The sequence below is a fragment of the Nocardia callitridis genome (assembly GCF_039543305.1).
Lineage (GTDB): Bacteria > Actinomycetota > Actinomycetes > Mycobacteriales > Mycobacteriaceae > Nocardia > Nocardia callitridis.
Map to the genome: position 1 here is coordinate 258,813 of NZ_BAABJM010000004.1, position 22,773 is coordinate 281,585.

General features: G+C 66.9%; 21 protein-coding genes. 18 read left to right on the top strand and 3 right to left on the bottom strand.

Annotation, left to right across the window (positions count from 1 at the left end):
* Positions 1-2 precede the first annotated feature (2 nt).
* From ABEA50_RS21515 to ABEA50_RS21540, 6 genes are read left to right on the top strand one after another with little or no spacing between them, the layout of a single operon-like run.
* Positions 3-737, top strand: a complete 735-nt coding sequence (locus ABEA50_RS21515; RefSeq protein WP_425577683.1) for an enoyl-CoA hydratase/isomerase family protein — start codon at positions 3-5, stop codon at positions 735-737.
* A complete protein-coding gene (locus ABEA50_RS21520; RefSeq protein WP_345497398.1) occupies positions 734-1,738 on the top strand; it encodes an NAD(P)H-dependent flavin oxidoreductase in 1,005 nt (334 codons plus the stop codon). Before ABEA50_RS21515 ends, ABEA50_RS21520 begins: the two co-directional genes overlap by 4 nt.
* On the top strand, positions 1,735-2,499 hold the full coding sequence (locus ABEA50_RS21525; protein ID WP_345497399.1) for a crotonase/enoyl-CoA hydratase family protein: 765 nt from the start codon (positions 1,735-1,737) through the stop codon (positions 2,497-2,499). The genes ABEA50_RS21520 and ABEA50_RS21525 overlap by 4 nt, the downstream gene beginning before the upstream one ends.
* Positions 2,496-3,572, top strand: coding sequence for a CaiB/BaiF CoA transferase family protein (locus ABEA50_RS21530; RefSeq protein WP_345497400.1), 1,077 nt, complete (start codon positions 2,496-2,498; stop codon positions 3,570-3,572). Before ABEA50_RS21525 ends, ABEA50_RS21530 begins: the two co-directional genes overlap by 4 nt.
* A complete protein-coding gene (locus tag ABEA50_RS21535; RefSeq protein WP_345497401.1) occupies positions 3,547-4,695 on the top strand; it encodes an acyl-CoA dehydrogenase family protein in 1,149 nt (382 codons plus the stop codon). Before ABEA50_RS21530 ends, ABEA50_RS21535 begins: the two co-directional genes overlap by 26 nt.
* 39 nt (positions 4,696-4,734) lie before the next feature.
* Entirely contained in the window at positions 4,735-5,646 is a 912-nt protein-coding gene (locus ABEA50_RS21540) for a LysR family transcriptional regulator (protein WP_345497402.1), read from the top strand.
* Here the strand turns inward: ABEA50_RS21540 and ABEA50_RS21545 are convergent.
* The gene (locus ABEA50_RS21545; RefSeq protein ID WP_345497404.1) at positions 5,580-6,476 is read right to left on the bottom strand and encodes a LysR family transcriptional regulator; all 897 of its coding nucleotides are present in this window, start codon (positions 6,474-6,476) and stop codon (positions 5,580-5,582) included. The genes ABEA50_RS21540 and ABEA50_RS21545 overlap by 67 nt on opposite strands.
* Positions 6,477-6,654: 178 nt before the next feature.
* On the opposite strand from ABEA50_RS21545, the gene ABEA50_RS21550 reads away from it, so the two are divergent.
* Genes ABEA50_RS21550 through ABEA50_RS21570 form a run of 5 tightly spaced genes read left to right on the top strand, consistent with a single transcriptional unit; the run spans position 6,655 to position 11,550 of the window.
* The gene (locus ABEA50_RS21550; protein ID WP_345497406.1) at positions 6,655-7,551 is read left to right on the top strand and encodes an SDR family NAD(P)-dependent oxidoreductase; all 897 of its coding nucleotides are present in this window, start codon (positions 6,655-6,657) and stop codon (positions 7,549-7,551) included.
* Positions 7,548-8,393, top strand: a complete 846-nt coding sequence (locus ABEA50_RS21555) for a MaoC/PaaZ C-terminal domain-containing protein (RefSeq protein ID WP_345497408.1) — start codon at positions 7,548-7,550, stop codon at positions 8,391-8,393. The genes ABEA50_RS21550 and ABEA50_RS21555 overlap by 4 nt, the downstream gene beginning before the upstream one ends.
* Positions 8,390-8,809 (top strand): Zn-ribbon domain-containing OB-fold protein, encoded by a 420-nt coding sequence (locus ABEA50_RS21560; protein WP_345497410.1) that lies wholly within the window; start codon positions 8,390-8,392, stop codon positions 8,807-8,809. The genes ABEA50_RS21555 and ABEA50_RS21560 overlap by 4 nt, the downstream gene beginning before the upstream one ends.
* A complete protein-coding gene (locus ABEA50_RS21565; RefSeq protein ID WP_345497412.1) occupies positions 8,806-9,942 on the top strand; it encodes a thiolase C-terminal domain-containing protein in 1,137 nt (378 codons plus the stop codon). The genes ABEA50_RS21560 and ABEA50_RS21565 overlap by 4 nt, the downstream gene beginning before the upstream one ends.
* 48 nt (positions 9,943-9,990) lie before the next feature.
* Positions 9,991-11,550, top strand: a complete 1,560-nt coding sequence (locus ABEA50_RS21570) for an AMP-binding protein (RefSeq protein WP_345497414.1) — start codon at positions 9,991-9,993, stop codon at positions 11,548-11,550.
* Between the two features lie 65 nt (positions 11,551-11,615).
* Here the strand turns inward: ABEA50_RS21570 and ABEA50_RS21575 are convergent, their stop codons facing one another.
* A complete protein-coding gene (locus tag ABEA50_RS21575) occupies positions 11,616-13,043 on the bottom strand; it encodes an aldehyde dehydrogenase family protein (RefSeq protein WP_345497416.1) in 1,428 nt (475 codons plus the stop codon).
* 20 nt (positions 13,044-13,063) lie between these two features.
* On the bottom strand, positions 13,064-14,131 hold the full coding sequence (locus ABEA50_RS21580; protein ID WP_345497418.1) for an alcohol dehydrogenase catalytic domain-containing protein: 1,068 nt from the start codon (positions 14,129-14,131) through the stop codon (positions 13,064-13,066).
* 304 nt (positions 14,132-14,435) lie between these two features.
* Here ABEA50_RS21580 and ABEA50_RS21585 point away from each other — a divergent pair, with 304 nt between their 5' ends.
* The 7 genes from ABEA50_RS21585 to ABEA50_RS21615 all read left to right on the top strand — a co-directional run bounded on the left by ABEA50_RS21585 (position 14,436) and on the right by ABEA50_RS21615 (position 22,766).
* Positions 14,436-15,620: a thiolase family protein gene (locus ABEA50_RS21585; RefSeq protein WP_345497707.1), complete on the top strand. Its 1,185-nt coding sequence runs from the start codon at positions 14,436-14,438 to the stop codon at positions 15,618-15,620.
* Between the two features lie 95 nt (positions 15,621-15,715).
* Positions 15,716-16,804 carry an ABC transporter substrate-binding protein gene (locus tag ABEA50_RS21590; RefSeq protein WP_345497420.1) on the top strand — a complete coding sequence of 363 codons (1,089 nt, stop codon included), beginning with the start codon at positions 15,716-15,718 and terminating at the stop codon, positions 16,802-16,804.
* Positions 16,805-16,899: 95 nt separating this feature from the next.
* Positions 16,900-17,706, top strand: coding sequence for an enoyl-CoA hydratase/isomerase family protein (locus ABEA50_RS21595; protein WP_345497422.1), 807 nt, complete (start codon positions 16,900-16,902; stop codon positions 17,704-17,706).
* Complete coding sequence (locus tag ABEA50_RS21600) at positions 17,703-19,664, top strand: acetate--CoA ligase family protein (RefSeq protein WP_345497423.1); 1,962 nt, start codon at positions 17,703-17,705, stop codon at positions 19,662-19,664. The genes ABEA50_RS21595 and ABEA50_RS21600 overlap by 4 nt, the downstream gene beginning before the upstream one ends.
* Positions 19,661-20,890, top strand: a complete 1,230-nt coding sequence (locus ABEA50_RS21605) for an acyl-CoA dehydrogenase family protein (RefSeq protein WP_345497424.1) — start codon at positions 19,661-19,663, stop codon at positions 20,888-20,890. The genes ABEA50_RS21600 and ABEA50_RS21605 overlap by 4 nt, the downstream gene beginning before the upstream one ends.
* The gene (locus ABEA50_RS21610; protein ID WP_345497425.1) at positions 20,887-21,942 is read left to right on the top strand and encodes an acyl-CoA dehydrogenase family protein; all 1,056 of its coding nucleotides are present in this window, start codon (positions 20,887-20,889) and stop codon (positions 21,940-21,942) included. Before ABEA50_RS21605 ends, ABEA50_RS21610 begins: the two co-directional genes overlap by 4 nt.
* Before the next feature lie 32 nt (positions 21,943-21,974).
* Positions 21,975-22,766: an IclR family transcriptional regulator gene (locus tag ABEA50_RS21615; protein WP_345497427.1), complete on the top strand. Its 792-nt coding sequence runs from the start codon at positions 21,975-21,977 to the stop codon at positions 22,764-22,766.
* The last annotated feature ends 7 nt before the right edge of the window (positions 22,767-22,773 follow it).

Here is a 22,773-nt window from a genome sequence, read left to right on the forward strand (position 1 = left end):
CAGTGACTCTCGATCGACCGGCACGTAAGAACGCGCTCGACCAGGCCGCATGGATCGCGCTGCGGGCCGCGGTCGAGAAGGTCGCCGACGACGGCACGAGTCGGGTACTGGTCCTTCGAGGGGCAGCCGATACCTTCTGTGCCGGAGCGGATGTCACCGCCGCGGGAGCGCAGCCCGTGCACCCTGCCGTCCGTATGCGCTCGATCACCGCCGCCGTTCTCGCGCTGCATACTATCCCGCTGCCGACGATCGCGAAGGTCGACGGTGACGCGGTCGGGGCGGGGTGGAATCTCGCGCTTGCCTGCGATCTGGTGGTGGCGACGAGTAGGGCGAGGTTTTCGCAGATCTTCGCTCGCCGTGGGCTTTCCGTGGACTGCGGTGGATCGTGGTTGCTGCCCCGCATGATCGGCGTGCAGCGCGCCAAGGAGCTGCTGTATTTTCCCGATCTGCTCGACGCGCGCCGAGTGTACGAGCTGGGGTTGCTGAATCGTCTGGTGGAACCGGACGAGCTGGACGAGACCGTCGCCGAACTGGCGGCACGGCTCGCCGCAGGACCGCCGGTCGCGCTGGCACAGAACAAGGCGTTGATCGACAGCGCGTTCACCGGAACGCTCGCGGAGGCGATCGCCAGGGAGAACGCCGCCCAATTGGTCAATTTCGCGACCGATGCGCCTGCGGGTCGGGCGGCGGCGAGCGCCAAGACGACACCACAATTCGAGGGGACGTGGCAATTATGACCGCCCAGCAGATGCGCACCCGCTTTACCGAGCTGTTCGGCATCGATGTCCCGATCGTGCAAGGTGGCATGCAGTGGGTGGGACGCGCCGAACTCACCGCGGCGGTCGCCGACGCGGGCGCGCTCGGATTGCTCACCGCGCTCACCCAGCCGACGCCTGGTGCGCTCGCCGCCGAGATCGCACGCACGCGTACTATGACCGACCGCGAATTCGGGGTCAATCTGACGATCCTGCCCGCGATAAATCCGCCGCCTTACACCGAATACTGCAAAGCCATCGTGGACAGCGGCGTCCGCATCGTGGAAACCGCGGGCAACCTACCCGCCGACATCATCGAGCTATTGGCACCGCACGACGTCAAGATCATCCACAAGTGCACCAGCGTGCGACACGCCCGTAAAGCCGAGTCGCTCGGTGTCACCGCGATCAGTATCGACGGCTTCGAATGTGCGGGACATCCCGGCGAGGACGACATCGGCGGGCTGGTGCTGGTTCCTCGAACCGTGGAGAGCGTGTCCATCCCGGTGATCGCCTCCGGGGGGATCGCCGACGCCCGTGGGCTGGTGGCGGCGCTCGCGTTGGGCGCGGACGCGGTGAATATGGGCACGCGCTTCATGTGCACCAGAGAGGCGCCCATTCATCCCGAGATCAAGGACGCCATTGTCGCCGCCGACGAGCGCGCCACCGAACTCATCTTCCGGGAACTGCGCAATACCGCCAGGGTCGCGAGTAATGCGGTCAGCCGCGAGGTCGTCCAGCGGCTCGCGGATGGTGCGCGATTCGAGGATATTCGGGAACTCGTCGCCGGTGCGCGTGGGCGTCGGGTCTACGAGGACGGCGACCCCGATCTCGGTATCTGGACCGTGGGTGCGTCGCAGGGCCTCGTCCATGACATACCCACGGTGGCCGAACTGGTCGAGCGCATCAGCCGCGAGGCCGTCGACCTCATCGCCGACCGGTTCGCACAGCTGGTCGGTGCCACGGACGGAGTCCGCTCATGACCGAGCAAGTACTGGTCGAACGTCGCGACAACGTTCTGCTGATCACCATGAATCGACCGGATGCGCGCAATGCGATGACGCTCGCGATGTCCGAGCGTATCGCCGCCGCGGTCGATGAATTGGATTCCGACGACACGCTTTCGGCCGCGGTACTGACCGGTGGCGCCTCGGCGTTTTGTGCCGGCATGGATCTCAAGGGGTTCCTGCGCGGCGAAAAGCCTTCCGTACCTGGGCGGGGGTTCGGTGGTATCACCCAGCGGCCACCGGTGAAGCCCCTCATCGCCTCGGTCGAGGGATGGGCGCTGGCGGGCGGTTTCGAACTCGTGCTCGCCTGCGACCTGGTGGTGGCGGCCGAGACCGCGCGGTTCGGGCTGCCGGAGACCAAACGGGGCTTGGTGGCCGCCGCGGGTGGCTTGTTCCGGCTGCGCGAGCGCGTTCCCGCGAATGTAGCGCTGGAATTGATCCTCACCGGAGACCCGATCGACGCGTCGCGACTGCACCGTTTCGGCCTGGTCAACCGACTCACCGAAACCGGTGCGGCGCTGCGGGAAGCACTCGAGCTGGCGCAGGCGATCGCGGCGAACGGCCCCCTCGCTGTTGCCGCCAGCAAACGGGTTTTCGCCGAGGCGCCCGACTGGGCACGCGACGAACGTTTTGAGAGACAAGCGCCTATCACCGGACCCATTTCGGCGACGAACGATGCGCGCGAGGGTGCCGCGGCGTTCGCGGAGAAACGCCGACCCGAATGGACCCGCTCATGACCGTCGGCGTTCTTGCCGGGATACGTGTTGTCGAACTCGGTGGCATCGGTCCAACGCCGTTCTGCACCATGCTGCTTGCCCAGCACGGTGCGGCCGTCACCCGACTGGTTCGTCCGGGCCGAGGCCCGCGACCAGCCGCATTGGATCGAGGAAAGAGTTTACGCGAAATCGACCTGAAGGACCCCGATCAGCGCGCCGAAGTGCTGGCTCTGGTGGCTGAATCCGATGCCGTAATCGAGGGTTTCCGGCCCGGAGTGAGCGAACGACTCGGGTTGGGGCCCGATGATCTGACCGCCGTTCGCCCCGGTCTCGTCTACGGGCGGATGACCGGTTGGGGACAATACGGTCCGCTGGCGGGCACGGCAGGCCATGACATCAACTACATCGCGATCAGCGGCGTGCTCGGCGCTATCCGTCGCACCGGTGAGCGACCGATCCCTCCGCTGAACCTGGTCGGCGATTTCGGCGGTGGAGCGATGATGCTCGCCTTCGGCGTCGTCGCCGCTCTGCTTCGGGCGCGGGCTACGGGAGTCGGCGCGACGGTCGATGCCGCGATGGTCGACGGCTCGGCCAACCTGATGGCGATGACCTGGGGTTACGCAGCTGACGGCCGATGGTCCGAGCCCCCGGGGGGCAACCTGCTCGACGGTGGGGCGCCCTTCTACGACACCTATTCCTGCGCGGATGGCCGTTACGTCGCCGTCGGTGCGATCGAGCCGCAGTTCTACCGAGAACTGTTGGCAGGACTGGGTTTACAGAACCAGATCGACGCGGCCGAGCAGCTGGATCGCTCGGCGTGGGCGCGGCACCGGAAGCTGTTCGCCGAGCGTTTCCGCACCCGCGACCGGGATGTCTGGGTCGACCATTTCACAGGCCGGGACGCATGTCTTTCCCCGGTGCTCGACTTGAACGAGGTACCGGAGCATCCGCACAACCGGGCCAGAGAAATCTTCGAATACGACGACGCGGGCCATCCGCTGCCGCGAACGGCTCCACGCATCACCGCACTCGACGTCGCGTCGGCGCCTGCTTTCTCAGGAGAACCTGATGACGAATTCCCTGTATCACGCTGAGCACGAGGAGTTTCGCAGCTCGGTCCGTGGTTTCCTGGATCGGGAGGTCGTTCCGTATTTCGCGGAGTGGGAGCGTGCGGGCAAGGTGCCGCACGACTTCTACGCCAAGGTCGGCGAACTCGGAGTATTTGGGCTACGGGTGCCCGCCGGGTACGGCGGCGGGGGGTTGGCGAACAGTTTCCTGTATCAGTCGGTGTGGACCGAGGAGTGCGGAAGGGCCGGAGTGGCGCTCGGCGGTGTCGGCGCCCACGCGAACCTGGTGATCCCATATATTTTGGCCAACGGCACCGACGAGCAGAAAAGTCGCTGGCTGCCGGACATGGTCGCCGGCCGGTGCATGGGTGCGATCGCCATGACCGAACCCGGCACCGGTTCCGATCTCGCCGGTATGTGTACCGGTGCGGTCCGCGACGGCGAGGACTGGGTGCTCAACGGGCAGAAGACCTTCATCACCGGTGGCATCAACGCTGACCTGGTGATAGTGGCTGCCCGCACCAGCACCGAGCAGGACCGACGGAAGGGCCTGTCGCTGTTGGTCGTCGAGTCTCACTTCGGCGGGTTCAGTCGAGGGCGGAATCTGGAGAAGATGGGCCAGAAGGCCACCGACACCGCGGAGTTGTTCTTCGACAACGTCCGGGTGCCGGGCGACAATTTGCTGGGCGAGGAGGGAAACGCCTTCGCCTATCTGGCGCAGAACCTGGTGGGTGAGCGGCTCGGCATCGCGCTCGGCGCCCAGGTTTCGGCGGAGACGGCGCTGCGCCTCACCCTTGACTACGTGCGCGAGCGCAAAGTCTTCGGTCAGCCGGTGGCGCAATTCCAGAACACCAAGTTCGAACTCGCGTCATGTCGCATCGAGATCGCCGCGGGCCGTGCCCTGATCGATCGGTACATGGTGGCGCACGAAGCGGGCGAGCTGACGGCGCCGGAGGCTTCGATGGCGAAGGTGTACTGCACCGAACTGCAGGCACGAGTGATCGACAGATGCCTGCAATTGCACGGCGGATACGGCTTCATGAGCGAGTATCGAATCAGCAAGATGTACACCGATTCCCGAATTTCGCGAATCTACGGTGGGACCAACGAGGTGCAGCGGGTCATCATCGCGAAGTCGATCGGACTGTGACGCGATAGCGACCGAGTGGGCCCTGCGACGGGAGAGACGATGGAACTGCAGCAGCTGCGATACTTCGTGACCGTCAGTGAGCAGGGCAGCATCAGCGCGGCGGCGACACTGCTGCGCGCCTCGCAAACCACGATCTCCGAATCGTTGCAGGCGCTGGAGCGCAATGTGGGGACCCCGCTGTTCTTCCGGCTCGGCAGCGGGATGAGCCTCACCTCGGCGGGGTATGCCCTGTTGAGCACCGCGCGCCGCGTGACGCGGATGGCGGCGGCGACGCCGTGGAAGATCCGTCGCGGCGAGGACACCATGCCGGATCGGCTGACGGTGTGTCTCATCGACAGCACGGCGTCGGGTGCGGGAGTGCGCTGTATCGCTCGATTTCTGCGTGCGCATCCGCGCGCCTCGGTGGTGACCAAGCGTGCGCCGGACCCGACCGAAGCGGCGGACCTGGTGCATCGTGGCGTCGCCGATGTCGCCTTCGTCGTGGTGACGCCGGGTGCGGCGCGTACCAACGAGTTGGACTCGCTGCACATCGATACCGAGACCGTGCTGGCGGTGTATCCGCCGGGCAGTACGGTCTCGGCGGAGGCGGTGAGCTTGGCGGCACTCACCGAACAGCCACTTGTGCTCACGAGTGCGGAATCGGACGTGTATCCGGCGCTCGCCGAGCACTTCAGCCTGCTGAGGTCGCCGCAGCGGGTGCCGGTGCGTGCTTCGCGCCGTGAGGATCGGCTCGGCCTGGTCGCCGCCGGGCTCGGTGCGAGCCTGGTCACCGATCGGGACCGCGTACGCGCCGAGCATGTGGGCGCCGTGGTTCGACCGTTACGCCCGGTTCTCGACCGTGATGTACTGCTGCTGTGGGAGAAGGACCGCGAGACCGGCGTCGTTCAGGAATTCGTCGATCTCTGTAGGGCCGAGGCACAAATGTGGCGGGAGGCCGCGAGCCACGCCTGAGCGGCGGGTGTCAGCGGGCCTGCCCGGTGCGCCACACCCACGTCCCGAAGCAGCGCGGGTGTCAGCCCCCGGTGCGGAACCCCAGGCAGCACCATGTCGGCTGCCCGCGCCGAAACGAAGGTGGCGGCCCCACCGTGCGCCACGACGTCCCACATCGTTTCCCGTTCGGCGGCGGTCAGTCGGATCTGTTCGGTGAGTGTCGCCATGACCTGGGTGGAGCGAGAGTGCCCCACACTGGCCCGGTCGAGGACCGCGAACGGCAGCCGCCGAGCCTCGGCGGGCGTCATCGGCTCCGACGACGACCCCAGCAGCGACTCCTGACCCGCGACGACGATCTCCTCCCTACCCAAGGGGTAGGTGACCAGCGCTTCTTCGTGCAGCGGCAATTCGACGAACCCCAACTCCGCGGCGCCGGCGCGGACCATGGCCGCGGCGCCTTCGGGCGAGCCGCCATCGAGGACGACGATCTGAATGTGGGGATGCCGGTTCAACATCGCGCGCGCGATCTCGGGCAGTGGGAAGACGCCGAAGGTGCTCGACGTGGCCACGGTGACCCGGCCGGAACGCAGCTGCTTCACCTCGTCCACCTGGCCGCGCGCCAGGTCGATCTGCGCGATGATCTCCCGCGCCTGGACCGCGAGTTCCGCACCCTCCTCGGTCAATTCGAGCCTGCGGCCGGCCCGGACGAACAGTGCCACGTCGAGGCGTTTCGCCAGCGTACGCATCGCTTGGGACAGTGACGGTTGGGTCAGGTACAGGGCGTTGGCGGCTTCGGTGAGGCTGCCGTGTTCCACGACTGCCAGAAAGTAGCGCAGCAGTCGAAGATCCATACCGGGAGCGTACAAGGGGGCGGGCGGTGGGCAGAGCGGTCTCGACGGAATGCGGCATAGGCAGTTCCGACCGGCGACCTCGCCGTTCGTACTTTGTGCTCGCGGTCGCCCTCGGCTTCGCTGGAGACAGGTTGCATTCGACTGGAGGACAGCATGATTCGCGCACATGGCGGAACCGATGACCGAACGATCGTGTGAGGGGCGCGTCGCCGTGGTGACCGGCGCGGGCAGGGGTCTCGGCGCGGCCTATGCCGAGCGGCTCGCCGCGGCCGGTGCCCGCATTGTCGTGAATGACCTCGGGGTCACCCTGGACGGGGCGCCCGACCCCGCTTCGCCTGCCGCCGCAGTGGTTGATCGCATCACCGAGCTCGGCGGCTCGGCGGTCCTGAGCGGACACGATGTCGCCGACCGGGAACAAGCGGGGGCACTGGTTCAGTTCGCCGTCGACACGTTCGGTCACCTCGACGTGCTGGTCAACAACGCGGGCATCCTGCGCGATCGCAGCATCGTCAAGATGACCGATGCCGAGTTCGACGCCGTGATCGGCGTCCACCTCAAGGGCACGTTCAACACCATGCATCACGCGGCGGTGCACTGGCGGCAACGAGTGGACCATGGGGCTCGGCTCGATGCTCGCCTGATCAACACCACCTCGGTCGCCGGACTGTTCGGCAATGTCGGGCAGGCGAACTACGCGGCGGCCAAGGCGGGTATCGCGGCCATGACCCTGGTGGCGTCGAAGGAACTGGCGCGCTGGGGTGTGACCGCGAACTGTGTCAGTCCAGGAGCCGCGACCCGGATGCTGGCTTCGATTCCCGGGCGTGATGTCGCCGCGCTCGCGGAGACGATGTCGCCACAGTGGCCCGCCGCCGTGGTCGAGTGGCTCGCCTCGGCCCGCAGCGCGGGCGTGACGGGTCGCGTTTTCCTGGCGTCGGGGCGCAGGATTTCGGTCGCCGAAGGATGGGAGCACGGGCCGAGCGCCGAGCCGAGCAAAGATCTCGACACTCTCGATAACGTGTTGCGGGAACTTGTGGATACCGCCCGCCCGAACGCCGACATGCGTGGACCGCGATGACCCTGCACTACGCGAACATCGGGGCCGAGGGAATGCCGTGGCAGCGGGAATGGCACGTCGATGACACATTGCTCTACAACCTTTCGGTCGGCGCGGACGCGAGCGATCCGCACCTGGTGACCGAGAATTCCCAGGGTGTCGGGCTGTGCGCGCTGCCGAGCTTCGCGGCGGTGCTGGGTGGATCGCTGCGTTCGGTGCGGCATCTGGTGGGGGAATTTCCTTCGCACGCGGTTGTTTTCGTCGGCCAACAGCTCGAACTGTTCGATGCCTTGCCGGTCGCGGGTCGGATCGAGGTCACAACCTCGATCGCCGAGATGACCGATCGAAGTACCGGCGTTCTCCTGGAAACCGAGGCGGTCGCGGTGGCAGGTCCCGCAGGCAGGAAGTTGTTCACCGCCCGTGCTTCGTATTTTCTGCGTGGTCTCGGTTCGCGTCCTGATTCGACCGGCGCACCGGTCATCGACGCGCCGCGTTGGGCTACGACGTTGAGTGTGCGTACTCGCACGGATCAGGCGCTGCTGTATCGGCTGTGCGGCGACCGTAATCCGCTGCACAGTGACCCGGTTGTCGCGAAGCGGGCCGGCTTCGATCGTCCTGTTCTGCATGGACTGTGTACCTGGGCGATGGTGGCGCGCACGGTGATCGGGCACGTGCTTGGTGCCGAGGTCGGCGCGGTCGACGAAATCGGTGGCCGTTTGCGCCATCCGGCCTACCCCGGGGAAATATTGACGATCGATCTCGTGCAGACGGCGGAATGCGTGCTGAATTATCAAGCCCGCGTGGCGGACCGAATCGTGCTGGCCGATGGCCTTGTTCGCACCGCGCACGAGGTGTCACTGTGACAACGGAACCGAAGCCAGTCCCGATACCCACGCCGTTGACCGCACCGTTCTGGGCTGCCGCACAACGCCACGAGATCGCCTTGCAACGCTGCGGCGAGTGTTCGGCGGCGATCGGCTATCCCCGGTTGAACTGTCCGAACTGCGGCGGGCGTGATCTCGACTGGTTCACCGCCACCGGGCGAGGTCGGGTGTGGAGTTACGTGGTCGTCGAGCGTGCGGATCCCACCTTCGCGCCCGACGTGCCCTATGTGCTCGCCGTGATCGAGCTCGACGAGGGACCTCGTTTGCTGTCCATTGTCGTTGATGTCGTGGCGGCATACGACATGGGATTGCTCGATCTAGCGGTGCGTGCGTCGTTCGAAACCCGTGGTGCGCAGCAGGTTCCGATTTTCGTACCGATCGGGGAGGGTGCATGACCACCGGTTGTTTCGTTGTCGGCGCCGCCGAGACAGCACGTCTCGGCCGTATCCCCGACCAGTCCGTGCTCGAACTGAACGTCGAGGCCGGGCTGCGCGCACTGACCGACGCCGGGCTCAGGACCACCGATATCGACGGGATCGCGGGTGCCTACTCACCGCATCAGGTCGCGCACGCACTCGGCGTCCAGCCGCGATGGGTGGACACCACCAATGTCGGCGGCTGCTCGTTCATGGCGCATGTGCGGCATGCGAGCGCGGCGTTGCGCGCTGGATACGCCGACGCGGTGCTGATCACCCACGGTGAGTCCAATCGGTCACGGGTCGGCGTGCCTCCGCGTCCCCGTGACCCCGCGTCGCTGACCGGACAGTTCGAAGAACCCTACGGTGCGCGAGCGCCGTACACGAAGTTCACCCTGCCCGCGTTGCGTTATATGCACGAGCACGGTCTCACCGAACGAGATCTAGCGGAGGTTGTTGTCGCACAACGGCACTGGGCGCACCGGAACAGCCGGGCGGGTCGGCGTACGCGCATGACGGTCGAGGAAGTGTTGGCCGCGCCGGTGCTGGCGTGGCCGTTCCGTATCCCGCAAGTATGCATGGTGACCGACGGCGGTGGTGCGCTGGTGCTCATTCGGGCCGGGGACGCCCGTGTCGGTCAGCGTGCGCGCGCGGTAGAGGTGCTCGGCACCGGCGAGGCTACGGAGTCGCCGATGGTGGCCTACCTGCCGAACGCGGGAGTGTCCGGCGCAGCGCGCCGCGCCGCGGCCGATGCTTTCGCGGAGGCAGATCTGCGCCATGGCGACATCGACCACGTGATGAACTACGACGCCTTCGCGCATCTGCCGTGGATCGGCTTGGAGAGCATGGGGTTCTTCGGACCCGGCGCCGCCGCGCGCTTCATCTCCGAGGGCGGCACCGCCCCCGGTGGCCCGCTTCCCCTGAACACGAACGGCGGCGGCCTCGCCTATACCCACACCGGGATGTACGGCATGTTCGCGCTGACCGAATCCGCGCGCCAGGTACGCGGCGAAGCGGACGCCGACATCGGCCCGGTCGGTACCAGTCTCGCGCTCGGCTTCGGTGGCATGTTCACGGCGGCCGGAGTGACCATTCTCGGCCGTCCCCGTTGACCGGTTGTCCGCTGCGTCCTCGCCGAGGCGATTTTTTATGGAGGAACGATGCGAAACTTTCACGCCTATGCCGAGGTGGCGCCGGACCGACCGGCCGTTGTGGACCCCACCGGTGCCGTCACCAGCTTCGGTGCGCTTGCGGCACAGGTCGATCGGTTGACCCGCTTCCTCAGTGACCGGGTGCCGACGCGTGGCGCCTCGGTGTGCGTGCTGCTGCCCAACGGCGGTGCGTTGCTCACCGTCCAACGCGCGGTGCTGCGGCGACCGCTTTATCTGACCGCGATCAACTGGCATTACGCGGCCGCCGAAATCGCATACGTCCTGCGGGACTGCGACGCCGAACTGATTTTTACCGATACCGACCATCTGGAACTGGTGCGCGCAGCCGTCACACTCGCGGATCTTCCCGACGACCGCATCGTGGTCGTCGACGAAACCGGCGGCAACGAGACGATCGCCGCGTATCCGGCGACGCCTCCCGAACCGAGCACCGGCGGTAGCCGAATGCTCTACACATCCGGGACGACCGGGAAACCCAAGGGCGTGCGGCGCGCACTGCCTGCCGCCTCCCCGGAACGTCTTGCGGCGGCGGTGGTCGAGCGCGCCGAGCTGTACGGTGCGGCCCATGAGCACGGGCGTTATCTTTCGGTGGCGCCGATGTACCACGCGGCGCCGTCGGCCTATGCCGATCAGGCACTGGATGTCGGACACACCGTGGTTATCCTGTCGCGCTGGGACGCCGAGTCGGCGCTGAAGGTGATCGAACGGTGGCAGATCACCTGGACGTACCTGGTTCCGTTGATGATGCGAGACCTGTTGGAATACAAGGACTCTCACCCGGCCGGTCTGCGCAGCCTGCGGTCGATCGTGCACACCGCCGCACCGTGCCCACCGTCGGTGAAACGAGCCATGATCGAGTGGGCGGGGCCCGTTCTCAACGAAATCTACGGCGGTACCGAGGGGTCGGCCACGTTCATCTCGACGCCGGAATGGCTGCGGCGCCCGGGCTCGGTCGGGCGCGCCCGCAAAGGGGTGACGATCACGGTGCGCGCCGAAGGCGGTGCGGTGTTGCCGCACGGGGAGATCGGATTGATCTACTTCGCGAATGCGGGCGCCCCATTCGAGTACCACCACGCCGAGGACAAGACTCGATCCACCCGGATCGGAAACCAGGCCACCCTCGGTGACATCGGCTACCTCGACGCCGAGGGATACCTCTATCTCTGCGATCGGACAGCCGACACCATCATTTCCGGTGGCGTGAACATCTATCCCGCCGAGATCGAGCACGCGTTGCTCGAGTTGCCGGAGATCAGGTCGGCGTGCGTCGTCGGCCGTCCCGACTCACGGTGGGGTGAGTCGGTGCACGCGGTGCTCGTCGCGGCCGATCGGGTCGCCGACACCGAGGCGCTGGCGATAGAGATCGCCGCGCGGCTACGAACGAAGATCGCGGGCTACAAGGTGCCGAGGACATTCGAATTCGTCACCGAGCTGCCCTTCTCGGCGGTCGGCAAACTGTTGCGTCGCGAGGTCAGGGACCGGGTGATCGCCGAGGCAGGCAACGAGGGCGGCGCGGGGACGGAAAGTGCCGACGAAGCACGAGAATAATCTCGACGAATCGAGCGGCCCGGCGCTACCACTGCGCCGGGCCTGCTCTTGTGCGCCAACCGGTCTCAGCGGTCGTGCCGAACCACCGCTTGCAGGTTGGTGTACGCGTCCAGGGCGTAGGTGCCGCCGGTGCGTCCGATACCGCTGTGCTTGTTTCCGCCGAACGGCGCATCCGGGTGTCGGGTGGTGGTGTTCACCCCCACCTGGGCGGCGTCCAGTCGCGCGGCGACGCGGTCGGCCTGTTCGAGGTCCGCGCTGAAGACGTAGTCGTACAGCGCGAAGTCCAAACCGTTCGCGATCTCGACGGCTTCGTCGTCGCCGGAGACCGCCGTCATGGCGAGCACGGGGCCGAACGCTTCGACTCGCAGCACATCGTCTTCCGGCTGCGCGTCGGCCACCAGGGCGGGTGCGGTCCAGTACCCAGTGGCAGGCAGCTCGGTGTGTCGATGCACGCGCCGCCCCGCGGATTCGGCGGCGCCGACCAGCCGTTCGATATGCGCGCGCTGTGCTGCCGAGATCACCGGCCCGACAGTGGTAGTGGAGTCTCGAAGCGCGCCCGCCCGCAGCGTGCGCAGCTTGGCGACCAGCAGATCCTCCAGGTCGGCCGCGACCGTTTCGTCCGCGAGAATGCGAGCGGGTGTGAGGCACACCTGTCCGGCCTGGATCGTCCAGGTGCGGGCGACCGAATCGGCGACCATGGCCAGGTCGGCGTCGGCGCGCACAAGCACCGCGCCTTTGCCGCCGAGTTCGAGCAACAACCGCTTCATGTGCGGTGCGGCGTTCGCGAAGATCGACCTCCCGACCCCAGTGCTGCCAGTGAAGCTGATCGCACCTACCCGAGGGTCTGCCACCAGCGCCTGTCCGGTCTCGGGGCTCGATCCGGTGAGCGTGCCGACCACCCCCGGGTCGAGCCCGAGTTCGGCGGCGGCGCCGGCGGCGAGTCGTCCGAGCTCCATCACCAGCAGTGGATCCTGTGGGGCGGGTTTGAGCAGGACACTGTTGCCCGCGAACAGCGCGGCCGCGACCTTTCCCGCCATCGCGAGGAGCGGAAAGTTGTACGGACTGATGCAACCGACGGTGCCGACCGGGCGACGATACAGTGCGGCGGACAATCCGGCCGTCTCGGGCGGGCCCGATGGTTCCAGCACGCTTGCGGGTGTGGCGGCCCAACCGCGGAAGCGGGCGATCGCGCGATCTACGTGCAGACTTTCCGCGATGACGAGGCGGGCGCCGGTGTCGGTGACCGCGAGGTCGACCAATGCGTCTCGTTCGGCCTGCAATTTATCGGCGATGCGATCGAGGAATGCTCGCCGCACATCGAGATCACTTGCGGCGAAACCGATTCTGGCGCGTTCGGCGGCGGCGATCGCCCGTTCGATATCCTCGGTGTCGCACTCGGGAACCTGTGTGATCTGCGCACCGGTCGACGGGTCGTCCACGCGGTAGGTCCGCGTGGTGGTCGCCTCTTCGCCGTCGATCCATGTCGTGTACATCGGTACTTCCTCCAGCTCGGTCAGCGATCGCGGAAATCGAGGTAGCCACGGGCGATCTCGCCCCGCCCGAGGCTCGCGATGAGCTCGTTCACCTCGTCTGGAGCCACGATGGTGGAAACGACGGGTGTGAGATCGAGTTCGCCACGGCCGACGGCGGCGGCCAGTTCGGGAATGAAGCGTCGCGGTGGGACCGAACCCATCCGGCAGCCGAGCAGCGCTTTGTCATTGAACAAGTCGCGCACCTCCAGGTTCAATTCGGTTCCTCGGGTGGGCAATCCGACGATGACGGCGCGACCGCCCCATCCCATGGTCAGGAACCCTTCGCGTAGCAGTGCGGGAACGCCGGTGCATTCGAGTAGTACGTCGAAGCCGTTGTCCGGTGCGATGCTTGCGAGCGATTCCGCGGTGTCGGGGGTGTGAAAGGCGTCGGCTCCGCAGCGCAGTGCGAGTGCGCGCTTGCTTTCGTGCGCGTCATAGGCGGTGATGTGGCGCGCGCCGTAGTAGCGGGCGGCGATGATGGCGTTCAGTCCGACACCGCCCGCACCGGTGACCAGAACCTTGTCGTCGGGACCGATCCGTGCTTGTTGACGCGCGGCGCCGAAGGCGGTCACGGTGGCGCAGCCGAGCATCGCTGCGACCTTGGGGTCCAGCGTCTCGGGAAGCGGGATGAGTTGCGACTCGTTGACCACCGTGCGGGCGGCGAAGGCGCCGAGCCGGACGAACTGGTGAACGGGTTGCCCGTGCCGGGAGAACGGGGAGTGGGGGCGCGAGGCGCTACTGCGGCACCAGTGTTCGTGACCGCTGCGGCAGTGTTCGCAGTGCCCGCACGACGGCAGCACGGTCAGCGTGACGCGGCGACCGTGCCAGCGCTGGTCGACGTCCGCGCCGAGTTCGACCACCCGTCCGACGGCTTCGTGTCCGAGGACGACGGGAGTCTCCTGGGGGATGTTCCCGGTCACGGGGTTGAGGTCGCTGTGACACAGTCCAGCGATGTCCACTTCGACGGCCACTCGGCGGGGGCCCGGCGCCTCCACCGAGAGGTCGTCGACGCACAGAACTTCGGTTCCGGTCCAGAGGATGCCTTGCAATTTCCCACACCTCTATTTCACTGACACATATCAAGTTTCTCTGAGCGGAATTTAACACGGCATTTTTCCGTGCTGGAGCGTTCGTCGTCGGGATCGGTTGTTTCGTCGCGGTCTGTTCGCCCGCTCATCACGCCCGCAGTGGGGCACGGCGCGGTCCGCATAGGCATTGCCGAGGGGGTGTCTCGGTGAATTTTCGCGCGCGAGGCGTTGACGCCGCCCGCGGTGAACGTAATGCTCAGTGGAGTTGAATTCCGCTCAGCGTAATCGCGGGTGGCCGTTGAACCTGGAGGGTGTGATGGGTTCGTTGCAGGACGTCGTGATCGTCGACGCGGTGCGCTCGCCGATGGCGAAGGGAAAGCCCGGCGGACAGTTGTCCTCCGTGCATCCTGCCGAGCTGCTCGGTCAAGTGTTCCGGGCGCTGCTGCACCGAAGCGATCTCGACCCCGGTCTGGTCGACGACATCATGACCGGATGCGTCACCCAGGCTGGTGAGCAGGGTGCGACAGTCGGCAGGGTCGCTTGGCTGGGCGCGGGACTGCCACAGCACGTACCCGCGACCACCATCGAACGGAAATGCGGTTCCGGGCAGCAGGCGGTGGTCTTCGCCGCACAGGCGATCGGGGTCGGGGCGGCCGATGTCGTCATCGCCGCCGGGGTGGAATCGATGAGCCGGGTGCAGATGGGTGCGGCGAAAATCGCACAGGACGGCTACAGCCCGGCGATGTGGCGACGCTTCCCGAATCTGACGAGCCAGGGGGTAGCGGCCGACCGAGTCGCCGCCGAATTCGGACTACAGCGCCCGCTGCTGGATTCCTATGCGGCGTCTTCGCATCATCGAGCGCACGCCGCTGTGGAACAGGGAGCGTTCGATGACGAGATCGTGCCCATCACACTCGACGACGGAACCCGCGTCGGCGCGGACTCGACGATCCGGCCGAACACCACCGTCGACAGTCTGGCGGCACTGGCGCCCGCTTTCTCCGATGCTCAGGTGCGTGCGCGTTTTCCCGACCTGGTGAGCGTGACCACCGCGGGCAGCTCGTCCCAGCTCACCGACGGAGCGGCCGCGGCGCTGCTGATGTCGGCCGCGCGTGCCGACGCACTGGGTCTGCGGCCTCGTGCACGGCTCGTGGCGTCCACCGTGTGTGGTGACGATCCGGAATTGATGCTGACCGCGCCGATCCCGGCGACTCGGCGTGTGTTGCGGCGCGCTGGTCTCACGCCGTCGGATATCGACCTGTTCGAAGTGAACGAGGCGTTCGCCGCGGTGCCGCTGGCGTGGATGCGCGAACTCGGGATCGACGAGGAGCGGGTCAATGTTCGTGGCGGCGCGATCGCTCTCGGGCACCCGCTCGGCGCCTCGGGCGTGCGGCTGCTCACCACGCTGATCGGCGCGCTGGCGGATTCCGGTTCGCGTTATGGATTGCAGACGATGTGCGAGGCAGGCGGGATGGCCAACGCCTACGTCATCGAGTCCTTGACGCGGTAACGCCGTCGCATGCGATATCGCCCCAGGCGGAACTGTTTTCCGCGCAACACAATACGCGAGCTGTGGGATGTGGTTCGCAGTCGAAGGAGTCGGAAGTGAACAGGCGAGATCTCCGTCGGGCGTTGGCGGTCGCCGCCGCGGCCGTCGTGTTGTGCGGCGTCGGCGCGGGTTGTGGCGCTCCCGCACCCACCGTCAGTGACGGAATGGCACCGGATGAGATGTGTCCGACCGAGCAGACCGCGGGCACGGTGAAGATCGGGATGAGTTCTCCGCTGGCTGTTTTCGCACCGCTGCTGCTCGCGCTCCAGACCGACGCGTTCGCGGGCACCGGACTGGAGGTGAGCACCGAGTCGTTGCAGAGCACCGCATCGCTGCCCTTGGTCGCTCGCGGGCAACTCGACGCGCAGATCACCTCACTGTCCAACGCGCACTACAACACCGCGAACGCACACGTTCCGCTCGAGTGGATCGCTCCGATGGACAAGCAGGAACCAATTCCCGCCGGTGAAGCTGTCGCCGGGTACTGGGCCAGGGTCGACCGGGTCGGCTCTGCCGCGGCGCCGAACCTGGCGGCACTGAAGGGCGCCAAGGTCAGTACCCCGACGCGCGGCAGTGGCGTCGCGGGTCTGATCATGGACAACGCCCTGTCCAAGGTCGGGCTCCGTCTCGGCGACGTCTCCCTGACCGCCCCCCTCGTCGGTGCCGACGCGCTGACCGGCCTGATCAACGGTTCCGTGGATGCGGCATGGATTTCGGCGCCCTTGGAGGTAGAGGCGGCCAAGTACCCCGAGTTGGTGCCGATCGCGGGTTACGAGCCCGGCATCACCGGAACCTCGGTGATGGTGGGCCCGACCATGCTGAATCGGCCGGACGTCACCGTGAAGTTTCTGCAGGTGTTGCGCAAGGTCACCCAGCGGTACCTGACCGGCGACTATCGTCGCGACCCCGAGACCGCCGCACTGCTGGCCGAAGCCGAGCAAACCGACATCGAGACCGTGCGCAACGCGGCACTGCTCGCCTTCGACCCGACCTTCTCGATGGACGGCGCCGCCGAATTCGTCGACCGTCTTCAGACTTTCTCGCTGGAACGCGGGGAACTCGAATACGACCAACCGCTGGACTCGTCGGAGATCATCGATACCCGATTCACCGAGGCGCTGGCGCTGTGTCGCCCGATCGTCTGACCCACCCGAGCTCGATGCCCCGACCGACGACAGCTGGTTTCGTCCGGGGCGAGCGGAGTATCCCCGCCTACCACGCGTCATCCCCGGAGGAGCCAATGACCGACCGCCATGTCACCGTCGAGAAGAAGGGTCGAATCGGTGTCGTTTACCTGGATCGCCCCGACCGGCGCAATTCCTACACGCCGCTGATGGCCAATCAATTGCAGGCGGCATTGGTCGAATTCGACGACGACGCCGACGTGTCCGCCATCGTGGTGACCGGTCGCGGCGACCATTTCGGGGTGGGCGCGGACCTCGGCCTGGATTGGCGTGAGGTCGACGCGCACGCCGTCGAGTCGCTCACGCGACCGGACCAGGCCCCGTGGCGGTTGCGGACACCGATTATCGCGGCACTGAACGGGGATGCGATCGGTGTCAGTCTGACCTGGGCCATGCAGGCCGACATTCGGGTGGTTGCCACGGACGCACGCTTGGCGTTCTCCTTCAACCGGGTCGGCATCATCCCCGACCGCGGCTCGATGTGGTTGCTGCCCCGGCTCGCCGGATTCGGTGTGGCGATGGACCTGTTGCTGACCGGTCGGACCATCGACGGCGCCGAATTCAGCAGGCTCGGCTTGGCGACGCACTGTGTTCCCGCCGCTGACGTCCTCGACCACGCGATAGCCCTCGCCGAGGAAATGGCGCAGCGCTGCGCGCCCGCGTCAGTGACTGTAACCAAGCAGCTCATGTACGAGTTCCTGGAGACCACCGACCGGCTGCACGCCTACAACCGTGAGCGTCGAACCCTGAACTGGGTACGCACGCTCGGTGAAACCCTGAGGGGGATCGCGGCTTTCAAGGAGAAGAAGCCGCCACAGTGGCAGACCACCAAACACACGACGATCCCGGCGGAACTGCGATGACCACGGCGTCGCGCGCGCGGGAAGTCCCTGACCTCACCCCGCTGTTGTTTCCCGAGAAGGTCGCGATCGTGGGTGGCGTGTCGAAGCCGACCGGCCTCGGTAGTCGTACTGTGCGTCACCTACGAGAGGCCGGTTTTCCGGGAACGATTCTCACCCCCACCGAGCAGCACCCGCTCACCGAGCCGGTCGATGTGGCGATGATCGGTGTTCCCGCACCTGCGGTCGCCGACGTGCTCGCCTCCATCGACGGGCAGGCCCGGTTCGCGGTGGTGTACAGCTCAGGGTTCGAAGAGGTCGGGCTCGCACCGCCGAAGACCTCGAAGGGCACCCAGCTCATCGGACCCAACACGGTCGGGCTGTACCACGCGCCTGCCCGTGCCATCCTCACCTTCGCGCAGGCATTCGACGCGCTGGTCGACTGCCGCGGCGGCAGTGGCGCTTTCCTCGTTTCGCAGAGCGGTGCGTTCGGGGCGCGTGTGGTGAGTGCGGCGGCGCGGTACGGACTGCACCTGGACGGTTTCCTCGGAACCGGGAACGAAGCTCGATTCGATGTCTGCACGCTGGCACGCGGTGTACTCGTCGCCGCCCGACCCGCCGTGCTGATGCTGTATCTCGAAGGGCTGCGCGACATTGCCGCGCTGGAGGCGCTGCTGGCCGATGCGCGCGCGGCGCGAATTCCGGTGGTGTGCCTGCTCGGTGGGCTCTCCGCCGCTGGCGCGACCGCCGCGGCCTCGCACACCGCCGCGGTCAGCGCGGATGCCGAAGTGCTCGGCGAGTTGTTCCACGCGTACGGCGCGACATTGGTGCACTCCGATCGTGAACTCATCGTGAGTGCGCTGGGCTTCGCGCTGCTCACCACGGCAAAGGGACGGCGAGTCGGCATCGTCACGGGTTCCGGGGGCGCCGGTGTCGTGGCTTCGGATCTCCTGAGCGGCGCAGGTCTGGCATTGCCGACCCTTGGCGAGGGAACGCAGCAGAAATTGGCGGCGTTGTTGCCCCCGATCGCATCCACCCGAAACCCGGTGGACGTCACCGCGCAAACCATCGGTGACGACGTGGTATTGCGGCAGGTTTGCGACGTACTGCGCGAATCGGGTGAGGTGGACACGATGTTGGTGATCGGTCGCGAGACCCAGTCCGATGTCGCCGGGGCCAGGTCGGGCGCCGATATCCCCACCGTGCTGGCCACTTTGGACCGGGAACCAGCCGATGTGCGCCCCCTGATCGAAACCGGTGGTGTCGTGCTGCCCGATCTGGACTCAGCCTGTGCGGTGCTCGCGGCCGTCACCGGACACGCGGGCACCCTGTCCGGAGAGCCACTACGGCGGACGGACACTACGCCTTCGGCGCCGCTCACCACGGATCCGAGCGCGGCCGACAGCATGACGCTTGTCGCCAGCGCGGGAATCACCGTCGCGCCATGGGATCTCGCGACCGCGCCCGAGCAGGTCGAGGCGATCGGTGACCGGATCGGTTGGCCGGTGGTCCTCAAGGCCGATACCGCCGCGGCTGTGCACAAGGCCCGAGCAGGCGGGGTGCGGCTCGACGTCGCCCGCGCGACCGCGCACATGGTCGCGCGGGAGATGTTCGAGCGGGCGGACAGCGTCATCGTGGCTCGGCAGCTGCGGTCCTCGGTGGAGCTGTTCGTGGGTACACGTCATGACGAGCAATGGGGCGCAGTGGTTTCCGCCGGGCTCGGCGGCGCGAACGTCGAACTGATGAATCGCACGGTCGCGTTGCCCGCCTTTCTCGGTGAGCAAGCGCTGGCGCGCAGGCTCGAGGAGGTGATCTTCGCGTCGGTCGCGGACCGTTATGTCGGTCTGGCCGCCGAATTGGCCGCAGTCGCATACCGGCTCGTCGCCCTGACGGAGTCCACGGGGGCTGCGCTGGTCGAATGCAACCCAGTGGGGTGGGTCGACGGTGAACTCGTCGCACTCGACGCGAGGGTCGTGCGATGAGCCCGGTCGATGAACTGCGCGCGGCGCTGGAACGTACCCTGCCGGCGGAATGGATGGCGGCAGTCCGGTCCGAAGATCGCGAGCGGCTGGACGAAGTGCTCGATGGCACCGACCGAGGCACGATCGACGGTTACGTTCGTCAGATCGCCGCCGATGGGTGGCTCGTTCCCGAGTGGCCGCGTGAACTGGGTGGGCGAGCGTTGGATGCCGACGCCACCGTCGACGTTCGTCGTGAGCTGGCGCGTTGGCGGGTCGGGACGGTGGACAGCGCTATCGGAACCGGGTGGGTCGGGCCCGCCATTCTGCGTTTCGGTGACGCGACGGTGGCACGGGAGTTGCTCCCCGCGATAGCACGCAACGAAACACTGTGGTGTCAACTGTTTTCCGAGCCCGACGCGGGATCGGATCTGGCTTCGGTGCGTACCAAGGCCACACCGGACGGCGAGCATTGGCGGGTGAACGGGCGCAAGACCTGGACCAGTCGGGCCGACCGCGCGCAGTGGGGTCTCGCGGTGACGCGGACGGACATCGACGTGCCCAAGCACGCCGGGCTCACCTGCTTTCTGGTGGACATGACGAGTCCCGGTGTCACGATCGAGCCGATCCGGCAGATGACCGGTGACTCTGAGTTCTTCCAGGTCACCCTCGACGATGTCGCGATCGCGGATCGCTACCGACTCGGCGCTCGGGGCCAGGGGTGGGAAGTGGTGCGCACGGTGCTGCAATGGGAGCGTCTCGCGGGGTCCGGTGCGGGAGCGGCGACTCCCGGTTCCATGGTCGGGCGCTCGATCGAAGAACTGGTGGCCGCCTTTTTGTCTGGTGCCGACGACGTCGCGGCCGACCGGATCGCGCAGCTGTGGGTGGAGTCGCGGGCGATCGCGTTCAACAATCGCCGGCACGCTCTGCATCGCGCCGCCGACCTCCCTCCGGTGGCGGGTGGCACGCCCTACAACAAGGTGATGCAGGCCGAGCACACGAAACGGCTGCAGCGCGCCTTTCTCGAGTTCGGCGGAATGTCGCTGCTGGCACACGGTCTCGATGACCGGGCTGCCGCATACGACGTCTGGGCGTTCCTGCGGGTGCAGCCGAAGACGGTGGCGGGCGGCACCTCCGAGGTGCTGCGTGATCAGATCGCCGAGCGCGGGTTGAGCATGCCGCGCGGCACCGATCCCAGCCGGGGGCAGACCTGGCGTTCCTTCCTCGAATCTCCTGGGGCGAACACATGAGACTTCCGACCACAGAGCAGCGTGACTTCGTCTCGACCGTCGAGGCGATCGCGGCGAAGCACGATCCGTTGCGCGGTGTCCGCGCTGCGGCGGCATCCCGACAGCTCGACGAGGCGCTGTGGCAGGCGCTGGTCGACGCGGGCGTGCTAGAGCCGCTGCGCGAGGGTGATGTCCTGACAGCATGTTTGGTTGCCGAGGCGTTGGGCAAATCCGCTGCTCCGGTGCCTTACCTTTCGAGAAGTGTTGCGCAGGAATCGCTCTCGGTTATGGGTGCGGATGACCCCGAAGTGTGGGCGACGTTCGGATTCCTCGGCGCCGATGGTGGCTGCACCGCGCGGTCACTGGATGAGCGTGAGGGCAGGGTGGACGGTGTGCTGCCGTTCGTACCGGACGCGGATCTCGCTCAGGCGGTGGTGGCGGTTGTCCGTGGCGACCGGCCCTGTGCGGTGGTGCTCGACATCGCCGACGCGAAGCGGACACCGCTACGCACCTTGGATCTCACCCAGCCGATGAGCAGTCTGGAATTCGGCGGTGCGGCGGCCACGGTCCTGTCGGTGGCGGGTACTGAGCTGGTCGCTGCCATGAACCGGGTGCAAGCCGTCGGGACCGCGATCCATTGCGCGGGTCTGGTCGGGGCGATGTCCTGGCTGCTGGAGACCACTGTGACTTATGCGGGTCAACGGGTGCAGTTCGGTCAAGCGATCGCGACGAGGCAGGCGGTGAAGCACAGCTGTGCCGAGATGCTCGCCGAGGTCGAATCCAGCCGTGCGATGGTGCTCGAGTTGGCGGACGCACTCGGCGACGAGGGCAACGACAACGACGCCCACGCGCGCGAGCTGTTGGTGTCCACGGTCAAGGCGTTCGTCTCCGACGCGGCCCAGGACTGTGCGTCGCGGGCGTTCCAGCTGCACGGTGGAATCGGTTTCACCTGGGAACACGATCTGCACCACTACTTCAAACGATGTGTCACCGGTGCCACCCTGTTCGGAACGGCGACCAGCCATCGTGCTCGGATCGCGCGGTACTTGCGTGCGCTGCCCACCGCTCAGTAGAAGTAACTTCAGCCTGGTGGAATTCTGCTACCATGGCGGCACAAATCGGGACCGAGGGGAGCGTCGTGGCAGAAGGGTCGATCACCCGAACCCTCCGTGTCCTGGAAGTGGTGTGCGCCAAGGGGCCGCAGCCGCTCAAGGCGCTCAGTGACGAACTCGATCTCGCGCCACCGACGCTGCTTCGCATCTTGCGGCTGATGGAGCAGGAAGGGTACGTGACGCGGTTGCCGGACCGCACATGGCGCGGCACGATGCTGCTGTGGAGTCTCGGCTGTGCCGTGAACGCCCAGGTGGGCTATTCGACACTGTCCCAGGAGCACACCGACATTCTGACCGCCGAGTTGGAGGAGACCTCGGTGTACGCGGTCTTCGAACAAGGGGTCGTCACCTACGCGGCGCACTCCGAGCCGGCTAAACCGGTGCGCGCGCATGTCCGGCTCGGTCGTCGGCACCGGCTGCTGTCCACCACGACCGGCCACGCGGTGCTCGCGTGGCTCGACGAAGCGCAGGTCGAGGTCGCCGTGGCCGAGCAACGTACGACGGATGAAACCGTAGCGGTCGAGGCTGTCACCGAGGCCATGGGGCGGATTCGGGCGAGCGGCTACGCCGCGGGCGCCGGGCTGAAATGGCCGGATCTCTGGGCGGCCGCCGCGCCGGTCTTCGACGCCTCGGCTCAGGTGGTGGGTGCGCTCGGTGTCACCATCCCGGCCTCGCGGCCGGACGAGCTGCGCGAGCGCGCGATCGGCGCGGTGGTCCGTGAGGCCGACGCGATGACGCGCAGGCTCGGCGGCCCCCGGCGCAGGGTGCTCCAACTCGAAGCCTGACGGGCGA

Bases quoted from the DNA above. Each gene is read 5' to 3' on its own strand.
- ABEA50_RS21520 (WP_345497398.1), top strand. From the start codon at position 734: ATGACCGCCCAGCAGATGCGCACCCGCTTTACCGAGCTGTTCGGCATC.
- ABEA50_RS21525 (WP_345497399.1), top strand. From the start codon at position 1,735: ATGACCGAGCAAGTACTGGTCGAACGTCGCGACAACGTTCTGCTGATC.
- ABEA50_RS21530 (WP_345497400.1), top strand. From the start codon at position 2,496: ATGACCGTCGGCGTTCTTGCCGGGATACGTGTTGTCGAACTCGGTGGC.
- ABEA50_RS21535 (WP_345497401.1), top strand. From the start codon at position 3,547: ATGACGAATTCCCTGTATCACGCTGAGCACGAGGAGTTTCGCAGCTCG.
- ABEA50_RS21540 (WP_345497402.1), top strand. From the start codon at position 4,735: ATGGAACTGCAGCAGCTGCGATACTTCGTGACCGTCAGTGAGCAGGGC.
- ABEA50_RS21545 (WP_345497404.1), bottom strand. From the start codon at position 6,476: ATGGATCTTCGACTGCTGCGCTACTTTCTGGCAGTCGTGGAACACGGC.
- ABEA50_RS21550 (WP_345497406.1), top strand. From the start codon at position 6,655: ATGACCGAACGATCGTGTGAGGGGCGCGTCGCCGTGGTGACCGGCGCG.
- ABEA50_RS21555 (WP_345497408.1), top strand. From the start codon at position 7,548: ATGACCCTGCACTACGCGAACATCGGGGCCGAGGGAATGCCGTGGCAG.
- ABEA50_RS21565 (WP_345497412.1), top strand. From the start codon at position 8,806: ATGACCACCGGTTGTTTCGTTGTCGGCGCCGCCGAGACAGCACGTCTC.
- ABEA50_RS21570 (WP_345497414.1), top strand. From the start codon at position 9,991: ATGCGAAACTTTCACGCCTATGCCGAGGTGGCGCCGGACCGACCGGCC.
- ABEA50_RS21575 (WP_345497416.1), bottom strand. From the start codon at position 13,043: ATGTACACGACATGGATCGACGGCGAAGAGGCGACCACCACGCGGACC.
- ABEA50_RS21595 (WP_345497422.1), top strand. From the start codon at position 16,900: ATGACCGACCGCCATGTCACCGTCGAGAAGAAGGGTCGAATCGGTGTC.
- ABEA50_RS21600 (WP_345497423.1), top strand. From the start codon at position 17,703: ATGACCACGGCGTCGCGCGCGCGGGAAGTCCCTGACCTCACCCCGCTG.
- ABEA50_RS21605 (WP_345497424.1), top strand. From the start codon at position 19,661: ATGAGCCCGGTCGATGAACTGCGCGCGGCGCTGGAACGTACCCTGCCG.
- ABEA50_RS21610 (WP_345497425.1), top strand. From the start codon at position 20,887: ATGAGACTTCCGACCACAGAGCAGCGTGACTTCGTCTCGACCGTCGAG.
- ABEA50_RS21615 (WP_345497427.1), top strand. From the start codon at position 21,975: ATGGCGGCACAAATCGGGACCGAGGGGAGCGTCGTGGCAGAAGGGTCG.